This window comes from Pseudomonas sp. OV546, assembly GCF_900116845.1.
GTDB lineage: Bacteria > Pseudomonadota > Gammaproteobacteria > Pseudomonadales > Pseudomonadaceae > Aquipseudomonas > Aquipseudomonas petroselini.
The window spans coordinates 232179-253338 of record NZ_FPCE01000006.1 but is presented as its reverse complement, the minus strand read 5'-3'; the positions used below and the strand labels follow the sequence as shown (position 1 = coordinate 253338).

The following is a 21160-nucleotide window of genomic DNA, read 5'->3' as shown; positions in this document are numbered from 1 at the left end:
CGGCACATTACTCGAGAATCGTCACCGGCATCCCGACTTCCAGGCGACCCACGCCGTCGTTGACCAGGTTCTGGCCGAAAATCGCGCCATCCTCGGTCTTACGATAGGTTTCCAGCGTGGCGAAGGGTTCGCGATCGGCGCTGCGTTCGCCGGTCTGCGGGTCGATGGTGGTAAGGATGCAGCGCGAGCACGGCTTGACCGCACGGAACTCCACATCGCCGATGCGCAGGCGTTTCCAGCCGTCTTCAGCGAAGGCTTCGCTGCCTTCGATCACGAGGTTGGGACGAAAACGCAGCATTTCCATGGGGCGGCCGATGCGTTGCGAGAGGTCGTCCAGCGAGGCCTGGCCGATCACCAACAACGGATAACCGTCGGCGAAGGCGACCTGGTCATCGTCCTTGCCATAACCGGCCTGGGTGGTGCGGGCACGTTCGAGAGGGATTTGCACCAGCCGTGTCGGCTTGCCGATGAAGTCGCTGACCCACGCGGCAGCCGCGTCGCCCGCATCCGGCACGCGCAAGGTGTCACGCCAGATGGTCACGCCACGCAGTTCGGCCTCGTTGTCGGGCAGGGTCACGTCCAGCGGCGTGTAGCCAGGCGAACTCAGGGTGAGCCCGCCGCTGCTGTTCCACAGCGCCGACAGCTGGCTCATCTTGGCCACGGCGCGTTGCGTGAGAAAACGCCCGCTGGCTTCGTCCACCAGCATCCAGCGTCGATCGCCGTCCACCCCGAGTTTATCCAGGCCGACCTGTTGCAGTATTTCGGCCTTGCCGGACTTCAAGGGGTAACGGTACAACGCGCTGAGACGAAGCATGGGCCTGCATTCCTGAAGGAGTAAAGCCGACACTATAACCGCTCACTACAATCAGGCGGGCACTTCGTCGAGCATCAGACGTTGACGCACTACATCCACCAGCTTGTCGGGCTGGAATTTGGACAGGAAGTTGTCGCAGCCGACCTTCTTCACCATCGAGTCGTTGAAACTGCCCGACAGCGAGGTGTGCAGCACCACGTAAAGTTTGCGCAGGCGTGGGTCGTTGCGGATCTCGGTGGTGAGGCGGTAACCGTCCATCTCGGGCATTTCGGCGTCGGTGAAGATCATCAACAGTTTGTCGGTCATCACATGGCCGGCGTCGGCCCAAGCCTTGAGCATATTCAACGCTTTGAGACCGTCGCTGGCGATATGCATCTTCACGCCCAGCTGGCCAAGCGTGTCGCGCAGTTGCGAGAGGGCCACGTTGGAGTCATCCACCAGCAGCACTTCACGGCCACGGGCGCGTTCTAGGACCGGGTCCTCGAGTTTTTCACGCGAGACCTTGGCGTTGTAGGGCACGATTTCGGCCAGGACTTTTTCCACGTCGATGATTTCCACCAACTGGTCGTCGACCTTGCTGATGGCGGTGAGGTAATGCTGGCGTCCGGCACTGGTCGGCGGCGGCAGGATGGCTTCCCAGTTCATGTTGACGATGCGGTCCACGCCGCCCACCAGGAACGCCTGCACCGAGCGGTTATACTCGGTGACGATAATGGTGCTGTTGGGACCCGGCACCAACGGGCGCATGCCGATGGCCTGGGACAGGTCGATCACCGGCAGGGTCTGCCCACGCAGGTTGACCACGCCGCACACGAACGGATGGCGTTGCGGCATCAACGTCAGCTTGGGCAGCTGCAGGACTTCCTGCACCTTGAACACGTTGATCGCGAACAACTGACGCCCGGCCAGGCGGAACATGAGGATCTCCAGGCGATTCTCACCCACCAGTTGCGTGCGTTGATCTACCGTGTCGAGAATGCCGGCCATTAAAAGCTCCTGATGCGCTAAGGGATTGTGCAGTTCACATACAGTGGGTTATCGGCGGCGAACGCCAGACCTTGACCCCGGTAAAATGCCACGTAAATTCATTGATGTCACACTGACATCATGGTTTACTGCACTGGCCTCTCCAGACAGGGGTGTAGCGACGTTGCGCGACATTCATTTCGACGCAAGGTTCCGCCGCGTAAGGGATTCCCCTATGCACAATCAGGCCCAACCTGATATTCGCAATATCTAATAGCCATTAATGTGACGCCATTCTCAATGCATGAATGGAGTCAGGCTTTTGTTTGCCATCCCAAGCCCTCGGCCCACGGGTCTTTCGGACATTCAGATGTCGGCAATTGAAGGCGTGCAATGGACTCCGCTCATGCTCGCCGCGCACAGCCGTCGCCGTCATTCTAATAAACGTCCTACTGAAATCTCAGAAGCGACCTACAGATTTCAGTCATATTTCAGCGCTAGTTTGAAGCCATTCACCCGGAGCGACATCTCATCACCCGACCTTCTGTTGTGGAGACTTGCATGATGAACGACGGTAACGAGTGGCAACTTGCATTGCCCGAATTCCTGCACGAGGCTGAAAAGCTGCTGGCCAAATCGGAAGAGTGCCTGAGCCACCTGCACATGATCCGCAACGACAGCGACGCCATCGACTGCATGAAGGTCAGCCTGATCAAGCTCGCCGAAAAGGCCGACTGCCTGGCCCTTCGGGCGATCAGCGAATTCTCGCGGCATATCCAGTACCTGATCGCCAATGCCGAAAACCCTTTGCATCTGCATGATCAAGCCCTGGACGCGCTGGAACAATGCCTGACATTGCTGGCCTGGCAGTTGGAGTTGATTGATGCAAAGACCGGCAAACTGGGATTGGATGAAGCAGAGCAAACGACGTTGATTGCCACTGTAACGCTGCATATTCCGCAAAAAGATTTCGGTTCTAAACCGCAACAACGGATACATCACGCGTCTTGATCGAATATCAGGTCGTATTTAAGCCTGAAGTTATCTGAAAACGACATACCTATTAATACATAGGGTTGAATCGCGCAGGCAAAGATATCAATTAGCCACTAACGGTCATAACGATACAATCAAACGCAAATAATATAACTCCCCCACGCCATAAACTCTGGGAATACCGCCCGGAGCATTTGTGCGGTTAAAAACCCCGCCAGGCACGGCACCAGGCGACCAACGGTAATAGTGGTGGTACTATGCCCCACTCGAAGTGACTCAACTTCATCATGCATAAATACGATTCGATAACGCATTCTAAACAGAGCCCTGTCAGCCGCCGTGACCGGACTTCCCGCAGCGAACCCTCATTGGCTCCATCCGCTATGTACGCCAGTCTCAAGACACTCTTCGCATGGTCCGCGTCCCGCAGTAATGCACGCCGTTTGATCCTCGCCCTGTGCCTTGGCTCGCTGCTGTTGAGCCTGTGGGCCTATACCCGCTCCGCGCCGCTTCCATTGCTGGTGATTGTGCTCAACCTGGCCACCCTGGTGGTGGTTGGCCTGCAACAGTGGCGGTCACGCAAGTCGATCAAGTTCCAGCCCCAGGAACTGGCCGACCGCCTGCTGCAAGTGCAGGAGAACGAACGCCACCGACTCAGCCGCGAATTGCACGACGATATCGGCCAACTGCTCACCGCCGCCAAGCTGCAAAGCGAATGGCTCAAGCGCCGCCTGCCCGACGACCTGCAAAGCCAGTGCACGGTGCTGTGCAACACCCTGAATGAAACCCTGGCCAAGGTGCGCGACGTCTCCGCCATCCTCAATCCTCGCCAGTTAGCCAGCCTGGGGCTGGAAGCCAGCCTGCGTGCGCACCTGCTCAAGACCCTGGAAAACACCCCGATCCACTGGAGCCTGGAATGCCAGCAACGGCTGACCGGCATCCCGGAAGAAACGGCCGTGGCCGCCTTTCGGATCACCCAGGAAGCGGTGACCAACATGCTGCGCCACGCCCAGGCGCGCAATCTGCTGGTTCGCCTGCAACGCCTGCCCGAGGGCCTCTCGCTATTTATCAGTGATGACGGCCAGGGCTTTTCGCCGGCCATCAACCCAGGCCTGGAAGGCCAACGGGGCATGGCCGGCATGTCCGAGCGGATTGATCAGCTTGGCGGTTCATTATCCGTCAGCAGCCAGCCAGGCAAAGGAACACGGATCGAAGCGCTTTTCCCCTGGGCGCCCCGCGCCCTCGAACGGGCCAGTTCCCCTAAGGTTCTCGAGTGACCTGCAAATTACTCCTGGTAGATGACCATGCACTGATCCGGGCCGGCGTCCGCGCGCTGGTCCAAGACATTCCCGGCTACACGGTGATCGGCGAAGCCAACGATGGCGCGCAGTTACTGGAGCAGTTCAGTGCCCTGCTGCCGGATATAGTGCTGCTGGACCTGTCGATGAAGCACACCGGCGGCCTGGATGCCTTACAGCAACTCAAGCGTGCCTACCCCAAGAGCAAGGTGCTGATCCTGTCGATGCACACCGACCCGGAGCTGATCATGTGCGCGCTGGAGTCCGGGGCCCATGGTTACCTGCTCAAAGACACAACAGCCAACGAGCTGGAACACGCGCTGCTGGCGTTGCGCAACAACGAACGCTACCTGAGCCCGGCGATTGCCCACACGGTGATCAACCAGGCGCTGGTGCGCAGCCAGGGGCCGATCACCCCCGCCGGCCACAGCCACAACCTCACGGCGCGGCAGTTGGAGATCCTGCGCTTGATCGTGCGCGGCAAGTCCACCCGGGAGATCGCTCACGGCCTGGGCCTGAGCATCAAGACCGTCGAGGCGCACCGCTCGCAGATCATGAAGCGCCTGCAAATATTCGACGTGGCCGGCCTGGTGCTATTCGCGGTGCGCGAGCAGATCATCAGCCTGGACGACTAACGGCGAACCCACCGGCAAGTGCACCCGCAAGGCCTTGGGCAAAGCCTCGAAGTGCAGGTCATCACCCTCCAGCGGCTCGCCATCCAGGTTGATGTACAGGCCCTGTGCAACCTTGATATTCACCCACGGCAGCCGCGCCCGCACGAACATGGTGTCCAGGCCCCAGCCATTGTTCATGAGCTCACGCAACGTACCGACCACTTCCTGGGGCGCCGGCAGGATGCTGACATCCAGCAGGCCGTCGTCGGCCATCGCGCCTGGGCATAGCTCATGCCCACCGCCTGCCTGGCGACCGTTGCCGATCCCCAAGGCGAGCAGTTCGCCTTTCCAGTGGAAATCGGGACCATCCAGCTCGGCATAGGCAGCCTTCAACTCGCTGAAACGCGTCAAGCCGGTGAACAGGTAGGCCGCACCGCCGAGGACTTTTTTCAGGTCTTCGGAAGTGTTGGCGGTGACCTGGCTGCCGAAACCGCCGGTCGCCATGTTGAGGAAGATTTGCCCACCGACCTGGCCGAGGTCGATGGCTTTGGGCGGCACGTCCAGCAGCGCCAGCGCCTGGGCGGGCTCCAACGGCACGCCGGCGGCCTTGGCGAAATCGTTGGCGGTGCCCAGCGGCATCAGCACCAGGCTGGCGTCGGTCTTGGCCTGGGCCATGGCTTCGGCCACATCGCGCAGGGTACCGTCGCCGCCACCGGCGATGATGTGGGTGTAGCCGTCAGCCAAGGCTTCGTTGACCAGGCGCTGGGCGTCGCCGCCTTCCCAGGTGACCCGCACCGCCAATTCCCCGCCCTGCTCGCGCCGGGCCTGCACGGCGGCGCGCACGTCCTCGTTGAGGGCTTGCTTGCCGTGGAGGATCAACAGTGCTTTGGGGGTGGTCATTGGGGGAATCTCCTGATTCAAAGGTGCTTGGAGGATGGGACCTTTGGGGAGGGGGTTTGGTTTACTGAGTGCCTATCCATTTTTTTGGTAATGGTGGGCCTGTCCCCCGGCACCTCGCCTAGGCTCGGGGGCTACCTGACGTATGGAGATCAAACGGTGGGAGGGGGCTTGCCCCCGATTGCAGTGTGTCAGCCAATACATCTGCAATTGCCCGACGGCTATCGGGAGCAAGCTCCCTCCCACATTTAACCGAGATCGACAGTCAGAACCCGGCCGGCTCCAGGCCGCCGTGCTCTTGCTTTTGATCTAGGGCGCCCCTTCAAACGCGCTGGCCGAACGCAGGCTTTGGAGCGTGGGTAACCCGGAAGGCTGCCGGGTTAGCCTTTACCGCAGCAATGGATAGGTACCCAGTCAGCTCTTATGAAGCTTACTCATCAACTGCGCCTCAGCCTGGGTCAACCCACACGATTGAGTAAGCTCATCCACCGTAGCCCCCATCCCCACCAACTTCGCCGCCTGTGCAAACGAAAGACTGGAAGGATCCCGCTGCTCAATCTGCGCAAGTTTATCGGGCAACGGCGCAAGTATGGCGCGCAGTTCATGCACCTCATCCCCCACCTTCACCGCACTCTGCTGGTAATGATCAACCCGCTTGACCAACTCCAGAATGCGCCGGTCACGCACCGCATCACGCTCGGCCTGTTGCAGGCCCAACTCACGCTGCTGGCGCACATAACGCAGCAAGAATGCCAACGTCCCGGCCCACAACAGGGCCAGGACAATTACCACGGCCTCAAAGAACAATCAGATGCTCTCCAGTTCCGACCATTCTTCTTCGCTCATCATCTTGTCCAGCTCAACCAGAATCAGCAGTTCGTTGTTCTTGTTGCACACGCCCTGGATGAATTTGGCGGATTCTTCGTTACCGACGTTCGGCGCGGTTTCCACTTCCGATTGGCGCAGGTAAACCACTTCGGCCACGCTGTCGACCATGATACCGACCACTTGCTTGTCGGCTTCAATGATCACGATGCGCGTGTTGTCGCTGACTTCAACGGTATCCAGGCCGAAACGCTGACGCGTGTCGATGACCGTGACCACGTTGCCGCGCAGGTTGATGATGCCCAGCACGTAGCTTGGCGCACCCGGTACCGGAGCGATCTCGGTGTAGCGCAGCACTTCCTGCACGCGCATCACGTTAATGCCGTAGGTTTCGTTGTCCAGTTTGAAGGTAACCCATTGCAGGATCGGATCATCTAAACCTTGTGCGGACGCTGACTTATTCATACCCCTGACCCCTCAAATGCCGATGTATACGGCGTGTGTGCTTCGCTGACCGCACTCGCATGCGGACCTTATTGTTCAATCAACTGCGTTTGTTCTGTGGCATCGCCTTGACCGCGCCACTGGCAATCAACTCGGCCAGTTCGGCGACGTCGAGCAACGCGCACATGTGTTCGATCACGGTACCCGCCAGCCAAGGCCGTTGGCCCCGGTGGCTGCGCCATTTGATTTCGTTCGGGTCCAGGCGCAACGAGCGGCTGACTTGATGCACCGCCAGCCCCCACTCATAGCCTTGCACCGAAATCACATACTGCAAGCCCTGGCGAAAATCATCGCGGTAGCGGTCGGGCATGACCCAACGCGCGGTGTCCAGCACCTTAAGGTTGCCGGCCTGGCTGGGCAGGATGCCGAGGAACCACTCCGGTTGCCCGAACAGCGGCGTCAGCTCCTGGCCTTCCAGGGAATAGATCGAGCCCAGGCAGACCAGTGGCACCGCCAGGGTCAGCCCGGCGACGTCGAACAGCAGGCACTCGAACGGCTCGGCGGCCCACGCCGGGCGGCCATCACCGGTGACCGGTGGCGGTGTGATGCTCGGCGGCAGGTGCACTTCGACCACCGGCTCGACCACCACGGGTGCAACCACCACAGGCGCAGCCACGACAGGCGCCACCACCGTGGGCGTGATCGGCACCACAATCTGCGCATCACGCGCTTGTTCTTCCAGCACCGCCAACTGGAATTCATCCAGTGCGGCTTCGGGTTCGACGGCGGGCTCCAGCACCAGGATCGGTTCGGGCAGTTCTTGCGCCGTGGCCTCCTGCAGCAAGGCATCCAGATAGGATTCCAGCGCCAGTTGCGGCCGGGTCTTGGTCTTGAGTTCGACGGGACGGTTCATCACGCCACCTGCGCCACAAGTTGCTGGGACAGCAGGTGCTTGAGCAACGCGCGGTACGCCAGCACGCCACGGCTCTTGCCGTCGAACTGCGACGGCGTCAGGCCGGCGCGGCTGGCGTCACGCAGGCGCGTGTCCACCGGTATGTAGCCATTCCAGATGGTGTCCGGGTAGGCATCGCGCAATACGCGCAACGTGCCGAGGGACGCCTGGGTGCGACGGTCGAACAGGGTCGGCACGATGCTGTAGGGCAACGCCTGCTTACGCGAGCGGTTGATCATCGCGAGGGTGCTGACCATACGCTCCAGGCCTTTGACCGCCAGGTGTTCGGTCTGCACCGGGATCACCAGTTGCTGGCTGGCCGCCAAGGCGTTGACCATCAGCACGCCCAGCAACGGCGGGCTGTCGATAATCGCGTAGTCGAAGTCCTGCCACAGTTGCGCCAGGGTCTTGGCGATCACCAGGCCCAGGCCACTTTGCCCCGGCGACTGGCGCTCAAGGGTTGCCAGCGCGGTGCTGGACGGCAGCAAGGAAATGCTTTCATTGCTGGTCGGCAGCAGCAGTTGCCCCGGCAAGTCGGCAGGCACGCTGCCTTTGTGCAGGAACAGGTCGTAGTTGCTGTGCTCCAGCGCATCCGGGTCGTAGCCGAAATAGCTGGTCATCGAGCCATGGGGATCCAGGTCCACCACGACCACACGCTTGCCCGCCTCCGCCAGCAAGCCGGCTAAAGCGATGGAGGTGGTGGTCTTGCCGACTCCACCTTTTTGATTGGCAACTGCCCAGACTCTCATTCGGTTGGTTCCTCCCGGCAGGCATTGGCGCGACCGAGACATTGCATAGGTTATTGAGCCGGCGACGGAGAATTGACGGCACTCTGACGAACCGGCGGCTTTGCAGGGGCCGGTGCAGTTTGTGTGCCAGCCCGCTTCAAGGCCGCATCCGGTGTTGCATTGGCGGTGCCCGTGCCGGTCAGGCTGCGGCGTACATCCAGGTTGCGGGACACCACCAGCACCACGCGACGGTTGCGCGCGCGGCCTTCCACCGTAGCGTTATTGGCCACCGGCTGGAACTCGCCGTACCCCACCGAGGCCAGCCGTCCGGGGTTCACACCCTGCATCGCGAGCATGCGAACGATGCTGGCGGCACGCGCCGAAGACAGTTCCCAGTTGGTCGGGTACTGCGCCGTGTTGATCGGAAAGTTGTCGGTAAAGCCTTCCACGTGGATCGGGTTTTCAAACGGCCGCAGGATCGACGCCACTTTGTCGATGATGGTAAACGCCTGGTCGCTGGGCATCGCATCGGCGCTGGCGAACAGCAGGCTGGAATTGAGCTCGATCTCCACCCACAACTCATTACCACGCACGGTCATCTGGTTGGAGCTGATCAGGTCGCCAAACGCGGCACTGATGTCGTCGGCGATGCTTTTCAGCGGATCGCTGGTGCCGCCCACGCCGGCGGCGGTTTCGTCACTGTCGTTGACCAGCGGCTTGGCCGGGGTCACGGTCTTGGGCCGTTCTTCACCGATAGGAATCGGCTTGAGGGCACGGTCGGCGTCGTTGAACACGCCGATCAGCGCCTGGGAAATGACTTTGTACTTGCCTTCATTGACCGACGAGATGGAGTACATCACCACAAAAAACGCGAACAGCAAGGTGATGAAGTCCGCGTAGGACACCAGCCAGCGTTCGTGGTTGACGTGTTCTTCAGGCTCGCGACGGCGACGGCTCACAGGCAACTACCTCCCTGAACACAAGACTCACTGCCAACCGGTTCATTGTGGCGAGCGAGCTTGCTCGCGTTGGGGCGCGAAGCGGCCCTGATAAATCCACCACCGCTCTCTCGCGGAAACCGGGTTGCACGTCTTGGGGCTGCTTCGCAGCCCAGCGCGAGCAAGCTCGCTCGCCACAGTAAGGTCGTGTCGATGTTCATGGTCATCAATCCATGAAGCCCTGGAGCTTCAATTCGATCGAACGCGGGTTCTCGCCCTCGGCGATCGACAGGATGCCTTCGAGGAGCATTTCGCGATAACGCGACTGGCGCATGGCGATCGACTTGAGCTTGCTCGCCACCGGCAACAGCACCAGGTTGGCACTCGCCACGCCGTAGATGGTGGCGACAAACGCCACGGCAATCCCGCTGCCCAGTTGCGAAGGGTCGGCCAGGTTGCCCATCACGTGGATCAGGCCCATGACCGCACCAATGATACCGATGGTCGGCGCGTAGCCGCCCATGCTTTCAAAGACTTTAGCGGCATTGATGTCGCGGCTTTCCTGGGTGTAGAAATCCACCTCCAGGATGCTGCGGATCGCTTCCGGCTCGGCACCGTCCACCAGCAATTGCAGGCCTTTGCGCGCGTAGCTGTCGGGCTCGGCATCGGCCACGCCTTCCAGGCCCAGCAGGCCTTCCTTGCGGGCGGTGAGGCTCCAGTTGACCACTCGGTCGATGCCGCCCGGCAAGTCGACACGCGGCGGGAAAATAATCCAGATCAGGATCTGCATGGCACGCTTGAACGAACTCATGGGCGACTGCAGCAATGCCGCGCCCACCGTGCCGCCGATCACGATCAACGCTGCCGGACCGTTGGCCAAGGCGCCGAGATGGCCGCCTTCGAGGTAGTTGCCGCCGATGATCGCGACAAACGCCATGATGATGCCGATCAGGCTCAATACATCCATCAGAGGCAAGCCTCCACCAGATGCTTGCCGATATCGTCCAGGCTGTAGACCGCGTCGGCCAGGTCCGCTTTGACGATGGCCATGGGCATGCCATAGATCACGCAGCTGGCTTCGTCCTGCGCCCAGATGGCGCTGCCGCCCTGCTTGAGCAGGCGCGCGCCTTCACGGCCGTCGGCGCCCATGCCGGTGAGCACCACCGCCAGAACTTTGTCGCCGTAGGACTTGGCTGCCGAACCGAAGGTGATATCCACGCACGGCTTGTAGTTCAGGCGCTCATCGCCCGGCAGGATTTTGATCGCGCCACGCCCGTCCACCATCATTTGCTTGCCACCTGGGGCCAGCAACGCCAGGCCAGGGCGCAGGATGTCACCATCCTCCGCTTCCTTGACGGTGATGCGGCACAGCTTGTCCAGGCGTTCGGCGAAGGCTTTGGTGAAGGCGGCGGGCATGTGCTGGATCAGCACAATCGGCGCCGGAAAGTTGGCCGGCAGTTGAGTCAACACGCGCTGCAGGGCGACCGGGCCGCCGGTGGATGTACCGATGGCGACCAGCTTGTAGGCCTTGCGCTTGGGCGCCGGGGAGTGAGCGCTGGAGGCCGATGCACGGGCAGGCGCCACGGCAGGCCGAGCAACCGGCGCAGGCGCAGGAGCAGGTCGACCAAACGAAGGCGCAGGCGCAGACGGGGCCGCGGCCGGTGCAGGCGTCGGCGTCGGCGTCGGCGCGCTGAACAGGCTGCGTCGGTTACTGCGCGAAATGCTGTGCACCTTCTCGCACAGCATCTGCTTGACCTTCTCGGGGTTGCGCGAGATGTCTTCGAAATTCTTCGGCAGGAAATCCACCGCGCCAGCGTCCAACGCGTCGAGGGTCACTCGGGCGCCTTCGTGGGTCAGCGAGGAGAACATCAACACCGGGGTCGGGCAGCGTTGCATGATATGGCGAACTGCCGTGATGCCATCCATCATCGGCATCTCGTAGTCCATGGTGATCACGTCCGGCTTCAACGCAATGGCTTGATCAATCGCTTCTTTGCCGTTGGTGGCCGTGCCGACCACCTGGATCGTTGGATCGGCGGAAAGAATTTCCGAGACGCGACGGCGGAAGAAACCCGAATCGTCCACCACCAGGACCTTGACTGCCATAAACACTCCGTTAGGCGGGGCGGGCATTACCGCCCTGCCCCACCAGAATCAAATACGCCGAGCGGCGTAACGCTTGAGCATGCTCGGAACATCGAGAATCAGCGCGATCCGACCGTCACCGGTGATGGTCGCACCCGACATGCCCGGGGTTCCCTGCAGCATTTTGCCCAAAGGCTTGATGACCACTTCTTCCTGGCCCACCAACTGATCGACGACAAAGCCGATCCGCTGGGTGCCCACGGAGAGGATCACCACATGGCCTTCGCGCTGCTCTTCATGGGCAGCCGATGCCACCAGCCAACGCTTGAGGTAAAACAGCGGCAACGCCTTGTCGCGCACGATCACCACTTCCTGGCCGTCCACCACGTTGGTGCGCGACAGGTCGAGGTGGAAGATTTCGTTGACGTTGACCAGCGGGAAGGCGAACGCCTGGTTGCCCAGCATCACCATCAAGGTCGGCATGATCGCCAGGGTCAACGGCACCTTGATGACGATCTTCGAGCCCTGGCCCTTGGTCGAGTAGATGTTGATCGAGCCGTTGAGCTGACTGATCTTGGTCTTCACCACGTCCATGCCGACGCCACGGCCGGACACGTCGGAGATCTCGGTCTTGGTCGAGAAGCCCGGGGCAAAGATCAGGTTGTAGCACTCGGTGTCGGTCAGGCGGTCGGCGGCGTCCTTGTCCATCACGCCACGCTTGACTGCGATGCTGCGCAAGATGTTCGGGTCCATGCCCTTGCCGTCATCGGTGATCGACAGCAGGATATGGTCGCCTTCTTGCTCCGCCGCCAGGATCACCTTGCCGCCACGGGACTTGCCCGAGGCTTCGCGTTCTTCCGGGGTTTCCACGCCATGGTCGACGGCGTTGCGCACCAAGTGGACCAGCGGGTCGGCCAGGGCCTCGACAAGGTTTTTGTCGAGGTCGGTTTCTTCACCCACCAGTTCCAGGTTGATCTCTTTCTTGAGCTGGCGAGCCAGGTCACGAACCAGCCGTGGGAAGCGGCCGAAGACTTTCTTGATCGGCTGCATCCGCGTTTTCATCACGGCGGTCTGCAGGTCGGCGGTCACCACGTCGAGGTTCGACACGGCCTTCTGCATGGCTTCATCGCCGCTGCTCAGGCCCAGGCGGACCAGGCGGTTACGCACCAGCACCAGTTCGCCGACCATGTTCATGATGTCGTCCAGGCGCGCGGTATCAACCCGCACGGTGGTTTCGGCTTCACTGGCGGGCTTCTCGGCAACCGGTGCCGCTGCAGCACGTGCAGGCGCCGGAGCGGCGGCCGGTGCGGGCGCAGGCTTGGCGGCCGGTGCAGGGGCGGCGGCTTTGGCGGCAACCGGTGCAGCCGTGGCCACCGCAGCGGCCGGAGCAACTTCGCTGAACTTGCCCTTGCCGTGCAACTCGTCCAGCAGGGATTCGAATTCGTGATCGGAAATCAACCCATCGCCTGCCGGTGCAGCAGCGGCAGGCGCTGCAGTGCTGGCAGCCGCTGCAGGCGTGGCGGCGACGGCCGGCAAGGCATCGGCCGCGAAAGTGCCCTTGCCATGCAGTTGGTCGAGCAACGCTTCAAATTCGTCGTCGGTGATGTCAGTGCTGACGGGCGCGGCAGGTGCCGCGGCAGCAGCAGCCGGTGGCACGGCGTCGGCCGCGAACTGGCCTTTGCCGTGCAACTGGTCGAGCAGGGATTCGAACTCAGCGTCGGTAATGTCTTCGCTGGTCGGCACCGCTGCCGGAGCAACGGCAGCCGGTGCTTCTGCCTCGGCCTTGACGGCACTGAGGGAGTTGAGCAGCTGTTCAAACTCGCTGTCGGTCACATCCGCTTCGGGCTCTGCCACAGGTTCCGGCGCCGCTTCAGCCACCGGCGCAGCCGACAGGTCGGCAGGCTCGGCATAGCGCGCCAGGGCGGCCAGCAGCTCCGGAGTGGCTGCGGTGATCGGGGCACGTTCGCGCACTTCGCTGAACATGCCGTTGACCGCATCGAGTGCTTCGAGAATCACGTCCATCAACTCCGAATCAACGTGACGCTCACCCTTGCGCAGGATGTCGAACACGTTCTCGGCGATGTGGCAGCACTCCACCAGCTCATGGAGCTGGAGGAAGCCGGCGCCCCCTTTTACAGTATGAAAACCGCGAAAAATTGCATTGAGCAGGTTCGCATCATCCGGGCGGCTTTCCAGCTCGACCAGTTGCTCGGACAGTTGCTCTAAAATTTCGCCGGCCTCTACAAGGAAATCCTGAAGGATCTCTTCATCGGCGCCGAAGCTCATGGGTGTGCTCCTTAGAAGCCTAAACTGGATAACAGGTCATCTACGTCATCCTGACCTGACATAACGTCTTCACGTTTATCGGCATGAATCTGCGGACCTTCACCCTTGGCGAGATGTTTTTGTGGATCTTTTTCCGAGAGGATCGCTTCGCGGTCATGTTCAATGCCGGCGAAACGATCAACTTGGCCTGCCATAAGCACCAATTTGAGCAAGTTGCTTTCCACTTCGGTGACCAATTGGGTCACACGCTTGATCACCTGACCGGTGAGGTCCTGGTAATCCTGGGCCAGCAGAATGTCGTTGAGGTTGCTGGAAACCGTGCGGTTTTCCTGCTCGCTGCGTGACAAGAACCCGTCGACCCGACGCGCCAACTCACGAAACTCTTCAGCCCCGACTTCGCGGCGCATGAAACGGCCCCAGTCGTGGCTCAAGGCCTGGGCCTCGGTGGCCATGCCGTTGACCAGGGGCGTGGCGTTTTCCACCAGGTCCATGGTGCGGTTGGCCGCCGCCTCAGTCAGCCTGACCACATAGGACAGGCGTTCGGTGGCATCGGTGATCTGCGAGATCTCTTCGGCCTGGGGCATATGCGGGTCAATCTGGAAATTGACGATCGCACTGTGCAGCTCGCGCGTGAGCTTGCCCACTTCCTGATACAGGCCGCGGTCACGGGTCTGATTGAGCTCATGGATTAACTGCACCGCATCGCCGAACTGGCCTTTTTCAAGGCTGTCGACCAACTGGTGAGCATGCTTTTTCAGGGTCGACTCAAAGTCTCCCTGTGACGTTTCTTTATGCTCCATAGCTCCCCCGCGATGGCATTAGCCGTGGATGCGTTCGAAGATTTTTTCGATCTTCTCTTTCAAGGCCAATGCAGTGAATGGCTTGACCACGTAACCGTTAACCCCGGCTTGGGCGGCTTCGATGATCTGTTCACGCTTGGCTTCGGCGGTCACCATCAGCACGGGAAGGCTGCGTAGTTTTTCGTCAGCGCGCACGTGGCGCAGCAAGTCGATACCGGTCATGCCCGGCATGTTCCAGTCCGTTACCAGAAAGTCGATGCTCCCGCTGTTGAGGATCGGAATCGCCGTAATGCCGTCATCCGCCTCGACCGTGTTAGTGAACCCAAGGTCACGCAACAGGTTTTTTATGATCCGCCGCATCGTTGAAAAGTCATCAACGATGAGGATTTTCATGTTCTTGTCCAATTCGACCTCCAAGCAGTCTTAAACGCGCCCAGCACCTGGACGCGCCATTTCAATCAACAGGCATTACACAAAAAGGACGCCTCGGGCACCACGGGTCGAAACCGCGAAGGCTTGCTGCCCTCGCGGTATCGTCTGCAGTGTCCCCACACTGCCTGTCAGCGCGCTCGCCACTCTCCCAAACGCCCCCGCAAGCGGGCTGCGCACTGGCTGTGCAACTGGCTGACCCGCGATTCGCTGACCCCCAGGACCTCACCGATTTCCTTGAGGTTCAGCTCTTCGTCGTAGTACAGCGCCAACACCAACCGCTCACGTTCCGGCAAATTGGCAATCGCGTCCGCCAGCGCACCCTGGAAGCGTTCATCCTCCAGGTCACGCGACGGCTCCATATGAGCACTCGCGCCATCCTCGTGCAGCCCTTCGTGCTCGCCGTCCTGCAAGAGGTCGTCGAAACTGAACAGGCGGCTGCCCAAGGTATCGTTCAAAATCCCGTAATAATCGTCGAGACTCAATTGGAGTTCGGCCGCAACTTCGTGATCTTTAGCGTCGCGACCGGTTTTTGCTTCAATTGCGCGAATTGCGTCACTGACCATGCGCGTATTGCGATGCACCGAGCGCGGTGCCCAGTCACCTTTACGCACCTCGTCGAGCATCGCGCCACGGATACGAATCCCCGCATACGTCTCGAAGCTCGCCCCCTTGCTCGCGTCGTATTTGGTCGACACTTCGAGCAAACCGATCATGCCCGCCTGGATCAGGTCTTCGACCTGGACGCTGGCGGGCAGGCGTGCCAGCAAGTGATAGGCGATGCGCTTGACCAGTGGCGCGTAGCGCTCGATCAACTCACCCTGGCTGTCACGGGCCGACTTTTTGTAAGCGTTATAGCCGTTCGCTGTCATAGCACGGGTCCTGCGCTCGTCTGATGCACCAATCGCTCGACGAAAAACTCCAGATGCCCCCGAGGGTTGGCGGGCAACGGCCAGGTATCGACCTTCTGGGCAATAGCCTTGAACGCCAATGCGCATTTGGAACGAGGGAACGCTTCGTAGACTGCACGCTGCTTTTGCACAGCCTTGCGCACACACTCGTCATAGGGAACTGCGCCGACGTATTGTAAGGCGACATCGAGGAAGCGATCCGTGACCTTGGTCAACTTGGCGAACAGGTTGCGCCCTTCCTGCGGGCTCTGGGCCATGTTGGCCAGGACGCGGAAGCGGTTCATGCCGTAGTCACGGTTAAGCAGTTTGATCAGGGCGTAGGCGTCGGTGATCGAGGTGGGTTCGTCGCAGACCACCAGCAATACTTCCTGCGCGGCGCGCACGAAGCTGACCACGGACTCGCCGATCCCGGCCGCGGTGTCGATCACCAGCACGTCGAGGTTGTCGCCGATATCACTGAAGGCCTGGATCAGCCCGGCATGCTGTGCCGGGCTCAGGTGCACCATGCTCTGGGTGCCGGAGGCGGCAGGCACGATGCGGATGCCGCCAGGGCCCTGCAGCAGCACATCGCGCAGCTCACAGCGGCCCTCGATCACATCGGCAAGGGTGTGTTTGGGCGTCAGCCCCAGCAGAACGTCGACGTTCGCCAGCCCCAGGTCAGCATCCAGCAGCATGACGCGACGGCCAAGCTCTGCCAGGGCCAGGGACAAATTCACTGACACGTTAGTTTTCCCGACGCCACCTTTGCCGCCGGTCACCGCGATCACCTGTACGGGATGCATGCTGCCCATTTTATTTCTTTACCTTGTCTTGCTTAGACGCAGGCTACATGGCTTGGCCGCGTGAATCGCTTGCAGACCATCGATGTAGGTACATTTCACGGTGTTCATCCTGACTCAACCCACCCGTTTTGCCGGGCTGTGGTAAAGGTCGGCGAACATATCGGCCATCGCTTCCTCGCTAGGCTCTTCTTGCATTTGCACGCTGACTGCGCGGCTGACCAACTGATGACGGCGCGGCAGATGCAGATCATCCGGGATCCGCGGTCCGTCGGTCAGGTAGGCGACCGGCAATTCATGACTGATGGCCAGGCTCAGCACCTCGCCCAGGCTCGCAGTTTCGTCGAGCTTGGTGAGGATGCAACCGGCCAGGCCACAACGCTTGTAACTGTGGTACGCAGCGGTAAGAACCTGTTTCTGGCTGGTGGTTGCAAGCACCAGGTAATTTTTCGACTTGATGCCGCGACCGGCCAGGCTTTCCAGTTGCATGCGCAACGCCGGGTCGCTGGCTTGCAGGCCGGCGGTATCGATCAGCACCACGCGCTTGCGCAGCAGCGGGTCGAGGGCGTTGGCCAGGGACTGGCCCGGGTCGACATGGGTCACCGATACATTGAGGATCCGGCCCAGGGTCTTGAGCTGTTCCTGGGCGCCAATGCGGTAGCTGTCCATGCTCACCAGCGCGATATTCTGCGCGCCGTACTTGAGCACATAGCGTGCGGCCAGCTTGGCCAGGGTGGTGGTCTTGCCCATGCCGGCTGGGCCGACCATGGCAATCACACCGCCCTCTTCCAGGGGTTCGATTTCTGGGGTGGCAATCATGCGCGCCAAGTGGGCCAGCAACATGCGCCAGGCCTGGCGGGGTTCTTCGATTTCGGTGGTCAGCGCCAGCAGGTCGCGGGACAACGGGCCGGACAAGCCGATGCGTTGCAGGCGGCGCCACAGGTTGGCCTGTTGCGGCTTGCTGCCTTGCAATTGGGTCCAGGCCAGCGAGCCAAGCTGCACTTCGAGCAGTTCGCGCAGGCCGTTGAGTTCAAAGCGCATCGAGTCGAACACGCGCTGGTCGACAGACGCAGCCGGGGCAGGCGCGGCCGGACGTGGCGGCTCTTTGAAGGTGGGCTCGACCAGCGGCTCGGCAGCGGTCAACGGCAAGCCGGCGAACAACTGGCGATTGGTAGTGGCATCGCTGTCGCCCCGCATGCTCAGCTCAGCCTGGGCCGAGACAATGCGCGAAGCGGTCTTGCGCAGCTCGTCTTCAAGCTCCATGTTCGGCACGCGTGGCGCCAGGGCCTGGGGGGTGTAATCCAGGGCAGCCGTCAGCTCGACACCGCCGGCAATACGACGGTTTCCGATAATCGCGGCGTCGGCGCCCAGCTCATCACGAACCAGTTTCATGGCCTGACGCATATCGGCGGCGAAAAAACGCTTAACTTGCATAACCCACTACCCTCAGCCGTTGGGCCCTACTGTCGCGACGATAGTCACTTGCTTGTTGTCAGGAATTTCCTGATAAGCCAAAACGTGCAAATTCGGTACTGCCAGGCGTCCAAACCGCGACAACATCGCCCGGACGGGGCCTGCCACCAGCAGGATCACCGGTTGGCCCTGCATTTCCTGGCGCTGTGCGGCGTCGATCAACGAACGCTGCAGCTTCTCAGCCATGCTTGGCTCCAGCAGAACGCCCTCTTCCTGGCCTTGTCCTGCCTTCTGAATACTATTGAGCAATATTTGTTCCAACCTTGGTTCCAAGGTGATCACAGGCAGCTCGGAGTCAAGCCCTACAATGCTTTGCACGATTGCACGCGACAATCCGACGCGCACCGCAGCCACCAAGGCGGCAGTATCTTGACTCTTGGCGGCGTTGTTGGCGATGGCCTCGGCGATGCTGCGAATGTCGCGTACCGGCACTTGTTCGGCCAGCAGCGCCTGCAGCACTTTGAGCAATTGCGACAACGACAGCACGCCCGGCACCAGCTCTTCGGCGAGTTTTGGTGAGGCTTTGCCGAGCAAACCCATCAATTGCTGGACTTCCTCGTGGCCGATCAGCTCATGGGAGTGCTTGTACAGAATCTGGTTAAGGTGAGTGGCAACCACGGTGCTGGCGTCCACCACGGTATAGCCGAGCGACTGGGCCTGGCTGCGCTGGCTGATTTCGATCCATACCGCTTCCAGGCCAAAAGCCGGATCTTTGGCGGTGATGCCATTGAGGCTGCCGAACACCTGCCCAGGGTTGATCGCCAGCTCGCGGTCCGGGTAGATCTCGGCTTCGGCCAGGATCACGCCCATCAGCGTCAAGCGGTAGGCACTGGGCGCCAGGTCGAGGTTGTCGCGGATATGCACAGTGGGCATCAAAAAGCCCAGGTCCTGGGACAGCTTCTTGCGCACACCCTTGATCCGCGCGAGCAATTGCCCGCCCTGGTTGCGGTCCACCAGCGGAATCAGGCGATAGCCGACTTCCAGGCCGATCATGTCGATCGGGGTCACGTCATCCCAGCCAAGCTCCTTGGTTTCCTGGGCGCGGGCCGGGGATGGCAGCAGCTCCTGCTGGCGCGCGACTTCCTGCAAGGCTTGAACCTTGACGGCGTTCTGCTTTTTCCAGAACAGGTACGCACCGCCACCGGCCAGCGCAGCCATGCTGAGGAACGACACGTGCGGCATGCCCGGCACGATGCCCATGATCGCCATAATGCCCGCCGCCACGGCCAGCGCCTTGGGCGAGGCGAACATCTGGCGGCTGATCTGCTTGCCCATGTCTTCGGAGCCCGAAGCACGGGTCACCATGATCGCCGCTGCTGTGGATAACAACAGTGATGGCAATTGCGCCACTAAACCGTCACCGATGGTCAGCAAGGCGTACACCTTGCCCGCATCGCCGAAAGTCATGCCGTGTTGGAAGATGCCGACTGCCATGCCGCCGATGAGGTTGATGAACAGAATCAGCAGGCCCGCAATGGCGTCACCGCGCACGAATTTACTGGCACCGTCCATGGAGCCGTAGAACTCGGCTTCCTGGGCGACTTCCAAACGGCGGGATTTGGCTTGGTTCTGGTCGATCAGGCCGGCGTTGAGGTCGGCGTCGATGGCCATCTGTTTGCCGGGCATGGCGTCGAGGGTAAAGCGCGCGCTCACCTCGGAAATCCGCCCGGCGCCCTTGGTCACCACCACGAAGTTGATGATCATCAGGATCGCAAACACCACGATACCGACCACGTAGTTACCGCCGATCACCACCTCACCGAAGGCCTGGATCACCTTACCGGCGGCGGCGTGGCCGTCCTGGCCGTGGAGCATGACCACACGGGTCGACGCCACGTTCAGCGCCAGGCGCAACAGGGTCGCGACCAGCAAAATGGTGGGGAATACCGCGAAATCCAGCGGCCGCAAGGCGTAGACGCACACCAGCAGCACCACCACCGACAGGGCGATGTTGAAGGTGAAGAACACGTCCAACAGGAACGGCGGCATCGGCAACATCATCATTGCCAGCATGACCAGCAACAACAACGGCACACCCAGATTGCCCCGCGAGAGGTCAGTCAGGGTGGTACGGGCCGTGCCGAACATTTGAGAGCGATCCACCACCGGTATTCCTCGTTTCCTTGAAGCAAACTTTTGACGCCGGGAGGCGTCCTGCAGGCGGTATTGCAAGAAGCCTTCCAACTTTTGCCCCATGCCGCAGATCATGTCGCACCTGTGGCGAGGGAGCTTGCTCCCGCTGGGCTGCGTAGCAGCCCCAAAACCAGCCGATGCGATTTACCTGACCGATCGCATACATAGGATTTGGGGGCGCTACGCGCCCCAGCGGGAGCAAGCTCCCTCACCACAGGGGTTCGCGGGTAGAGATGAGGAAATTTCTGACAAGGTTTTGCGGTTGCCCCTAGGAAAGCCGCTCTCTAGTCTCCGTACACCGCTGCAAACGCAGTGGTCGGGCGTCGCGGCCCGGCTTACCAATGCGCAGAAGCGCCATTGTCCGCTTTCAGTTGACGCCTTTTTATCGTCTACTGTGCGGCCTTATGGTGGCTGTGCGCGGGATACCCTCGGGTATGCCGGGTCCATTGGTAACCGGTCCGCGAACCTGCGCACAGCTGCCACCCTCCATCGCATCGCGGCGATCAGTGGCGGCTCCACTTACCAATGGAGTTTCACAATGATCAAACCCACCCCAAATCCCCCCATCAGCCTGTTCACCGTCGCAGACCACCTGAAAACCGAAGACCTGCTGGTCAACCTCACCGAAACCCTCGCCTCGGCCGAGGCGCTGATGAGTGACTTTGCCTTTGAATTGGACGGGGCAAAACGCGAAGGTGCGCTGGGCGTTACGCAGTTGATTGGCCTCGCGAAGCTGCTGGCCGACAGAGTGCTGGAGAGTAGCGAACGCTTAACGGCCTGATGACCGATCGT

21 protein-coding genes are annotated in these 21160 nt (G+C 61.0%); 4 read left to right on the top strand and 17 right to left on the bottom strand.

Annotated elements, in window-relative coordinates:
* Positions 1-7: 7 nt before the first annotated feature.
* A complete protein-coding gene (locus BM403_RS16230) occupies positions 8-814 on the bottom strand; it encodes an MOSC domain-containing protein (RefSeq protein ID WP_064052739.1) in 807 nt (268 codons plus the stop codon).
* 51 nt (positions 815-865) lie between these two features.
* Positions 866-1801 carry a chemotaxis protein CheV gene (locus tag BM403_RS16225; protein WP_015885161.1) on the bottom strand — a complete coding sequence of 312 codons (936 nt, stop codon included), beginning with the start codon at positions 1799-1801 and terminating at the stop codon, positions 866-868.
* 543 nt (positions 1802-2344) lie between these two features.
* On the opposite strand from BM403_RS16225, the gene BM403_RS16220 reads away from it, so the two are divergent.
* The 3 genes from BM403_RS16220 to BM403_RS16210 all read left to right on the top strand — a co-directional run bounded on the left by BM403_RS16220 (position 2345) and on the right by BM403_RS16210 (position 4709).
* Positions 2345-2791, top strand: coding sequence for a hypothetical protein (locus tag BM403_RS16220; protein ID WP_043206314.1), 447 nt, complete (start codon positions 2345-2347; stop codon positions 2789-2791).
* A 368-nt stretch (positions 2792-3159) separates the two neighbouring features.
* Positions 3160-4053 carry a sensor histidine kinase gene (locus tag BM403_RS16215; RefSeq protein WP_043205703.1) on the top strand — a complete coding sequence of 298 codons (894 nt, stop codon included), beginning with the start codon at positions 3160-3162 and terminating at the stop codon, positions 4051-4053.
* Positions 4050-4709 (top strand): response regulator transcription factor, encoded by a 660-nt coding sequence (locus BM403_RS16210; RefSeq protein WP_015885164.1) that lies wholly within the window; start codon positions 4050-4052, stop codon positions 4707-4709. Before BM403_RS16215 ends, BM403_RS16210 begins: the two co-directional genes overlap by 4 nt.
* Here BM403_RS16210 and yegS read toward each other — a convergent pair.
* The 15 genes from yegS to flhA all read right to left on the bottom strand — a co-directional run bounded on the left by yegS (position 4668) and on the right by flhA (position 20323).
* On the bottom strand, positions 4668-5588 hold the full coding sequence (gene yegS / locus BM403_RS16205; protein ID WP_015885165.1) for a lipid kinase YegS: 921 nt from the start codon (positions 5586-5588) through the stop codon (positions 4668-4670). The genes BM403_RS16210 and yegS overlap by 42 nt on opposite strands.
* Positions 5589-5999: 411 nt before the next feature.
* The gene (locus BM403_RS16200; protein WP_015885166.1) at positions 6000-6392 is read right to left on the bottom strand and encodes a DUF2802 domain-containing protein; all 393 of its coding nucleotides are present in this window, start codon (positions 6390-6392) and stop codon (positions 6000-6002) included.
* Positions 6393-6875, bottom strand: a complete 483-nt coding sequence (locus BM403_RS16195) for a chemotaxis protein CheW (RefSeq protein ID WP_005790025.1) — start codon at positions 6873-6875, stop codon at positions 6393-6395.
* A gap of 79 nt (positions 6876-6954) precedes the next feature.
* Entirely contained in the window at positions 6955-7767 is an 813-nt protein-coding gene (locus BM403_RS16190) for a CheW domain-containing protein (RefSeq protein ID WP_015885167.1), read from the bottom strand.
* The gene (locus BM403_RS16185; RefSeq protein ID WP_015885168.1) at positions 7767-8555 is read right to left on the bottom strand and encodes a ParA family protein; all 789 of its coding nucleotides are present in this window, start codon (positions 8553-8555) and stop codon (positions 7767-7769) included. The genes BM403_RS16190 and BM403_RS16185 overlap by 1 nt, the downstream gene beginning before the upstream one ends.
* 50 nt (positions 8556-8605) lie before the next feature.
* Positions 8606-9493 (bottom strand): flagellar motor protein MotD, encoded by an 888-nt coding sequence (gene motD / locus BM403_RS16180; RefSeq protein ID WP_043205705.1) that lies wholly within the window; start codon positions 9491-9493, stop codon positions 8606-8608.
* 205 nt (positions 9494-9698) lie between these two features.
* Positions 9699-10439: a flagellar motor protein gene (locus BM403_RS16175; RefSeq protein ID WP_010166125.1), complete on the bottom strand. Its 741-nt coding sequence runs from the start codon at positions 10437-10439 to the stop codon at positions 9699-9701.
* Positions 10439-11578, bottom strand: a complete 1140-nt coding sequence (locus BM403_RS16170) for a protein-glutamate methylesterase/protein-glutamine glutaminase (RefSeq protein ID WP_015885170.1) — start codon at positions 11576-11578, stop codon at positions 10439-10441. The genes BM403_RS16175 and BM403_RS16170 overlap by 1 nt, the downstream gene beginning before the upstream one ends.
* A gap of 48 nt (positions 11579-11626) precedes the next feature.
* Positions 11627-13843: a chemotaxis protein CheA gene (locus BM403_RS16165; protein ID WP_046036037.1), complete on the bottom strand. Its 2217-nt coding sequence runs from the start codon at positions 13841-13843 to the stop codon at positions 11627-11629.
* 11 nt (positions 13844-13854) lie between these two features.
* Positions 13855-14643 (bottom strand): protein phosphatase CheZ, encoded by a 789-nt coding sequence (locus tag BM403_RS16160; protein WP_015885172.1) that lies wholly within the window; start codon positions 14641-14643, stop codon positions 13855-13857.
* Positions 14644-14661: 18 nt separating this feature from the next.
* Positions 14662-15036 carry a chemotaxis response regulator CheY gene (locus tag BM403_RS16155; RefSeq protein WP_015885173.1) on the bottom strand — a complete coding sequence of 125 codons (375 nt, stop codon included), beginning with the start codon at positions 15034-15036 and terminating at the stop codon, positions 14662-14664.
* 167 nt (positions 15037-15203) lie between these two features.
* Positions 15204-15944, bottom strand: coding sequence for an RNA polymerase sigma factor FliA (gene fliA / locus BM403_RS16150; protein ID WP_015885174.1), 741 nt, complete (start codon positions 15942-15944; stop codon positions 15204-15206).
* Complete coding sequence (gene fleN / locus BM403_RS16145; RefSeq protein ID WP_003192912.1) at positions 15941-16774, bottom strand: flagellar synthesis regulator FleN; 834 nt, start codon at positions 16772-16774, stop codon at positions 15941-15943. Before fleN ends, fliA begins: the two co-directional genes overlap by 4 nt.
* 105 nt (positions 16775-16879) lie before the next feature.
* Positions 16880-18196 (bottom strand): flagellar biosynthesis GTPase FlhF, encoded by a 1317-nt coding sequence (flhF, locus tag BM403_RS16140; RefSeq protein ID WP_093543722.1) that lies wholly within the window; start codon positions 18194-18196, stop codon positions 16880-16882.
* A gap of 12 nt (positions 18197-18208) precedes the next feature.
* On the bottom strand, positions 18209-20323 hold the full coding sequence (flhA, locus tag BM403_RS16135) for a flagellar biosynthesis protein FlhA (RefSeq protein WP_370879642.1): 2115 nt from the start codon (positions 20321-20323) through the stop codon (positions 18209-18211).
* 583 nt (positions 20324-20906) lie between these two features.
* Between flhA and BM403_RS16130 the strand changes: the two genes are divergently transcribed.
* Positions 20907-21149 carry a DUF6124 family protein gene (locus BM403_RS16130; RefSeq protein ID WP_015885177.1) on the top strand — a complete coding sequence of 81 codons (243 nt, stop codon included), beginning with the start codon at positions 20907-20909 and terminating at the stop codon, positions 21147-21149.
* The last annotated feature ends 11 nt before the right edge of the window (positions 21150-21160 follow it).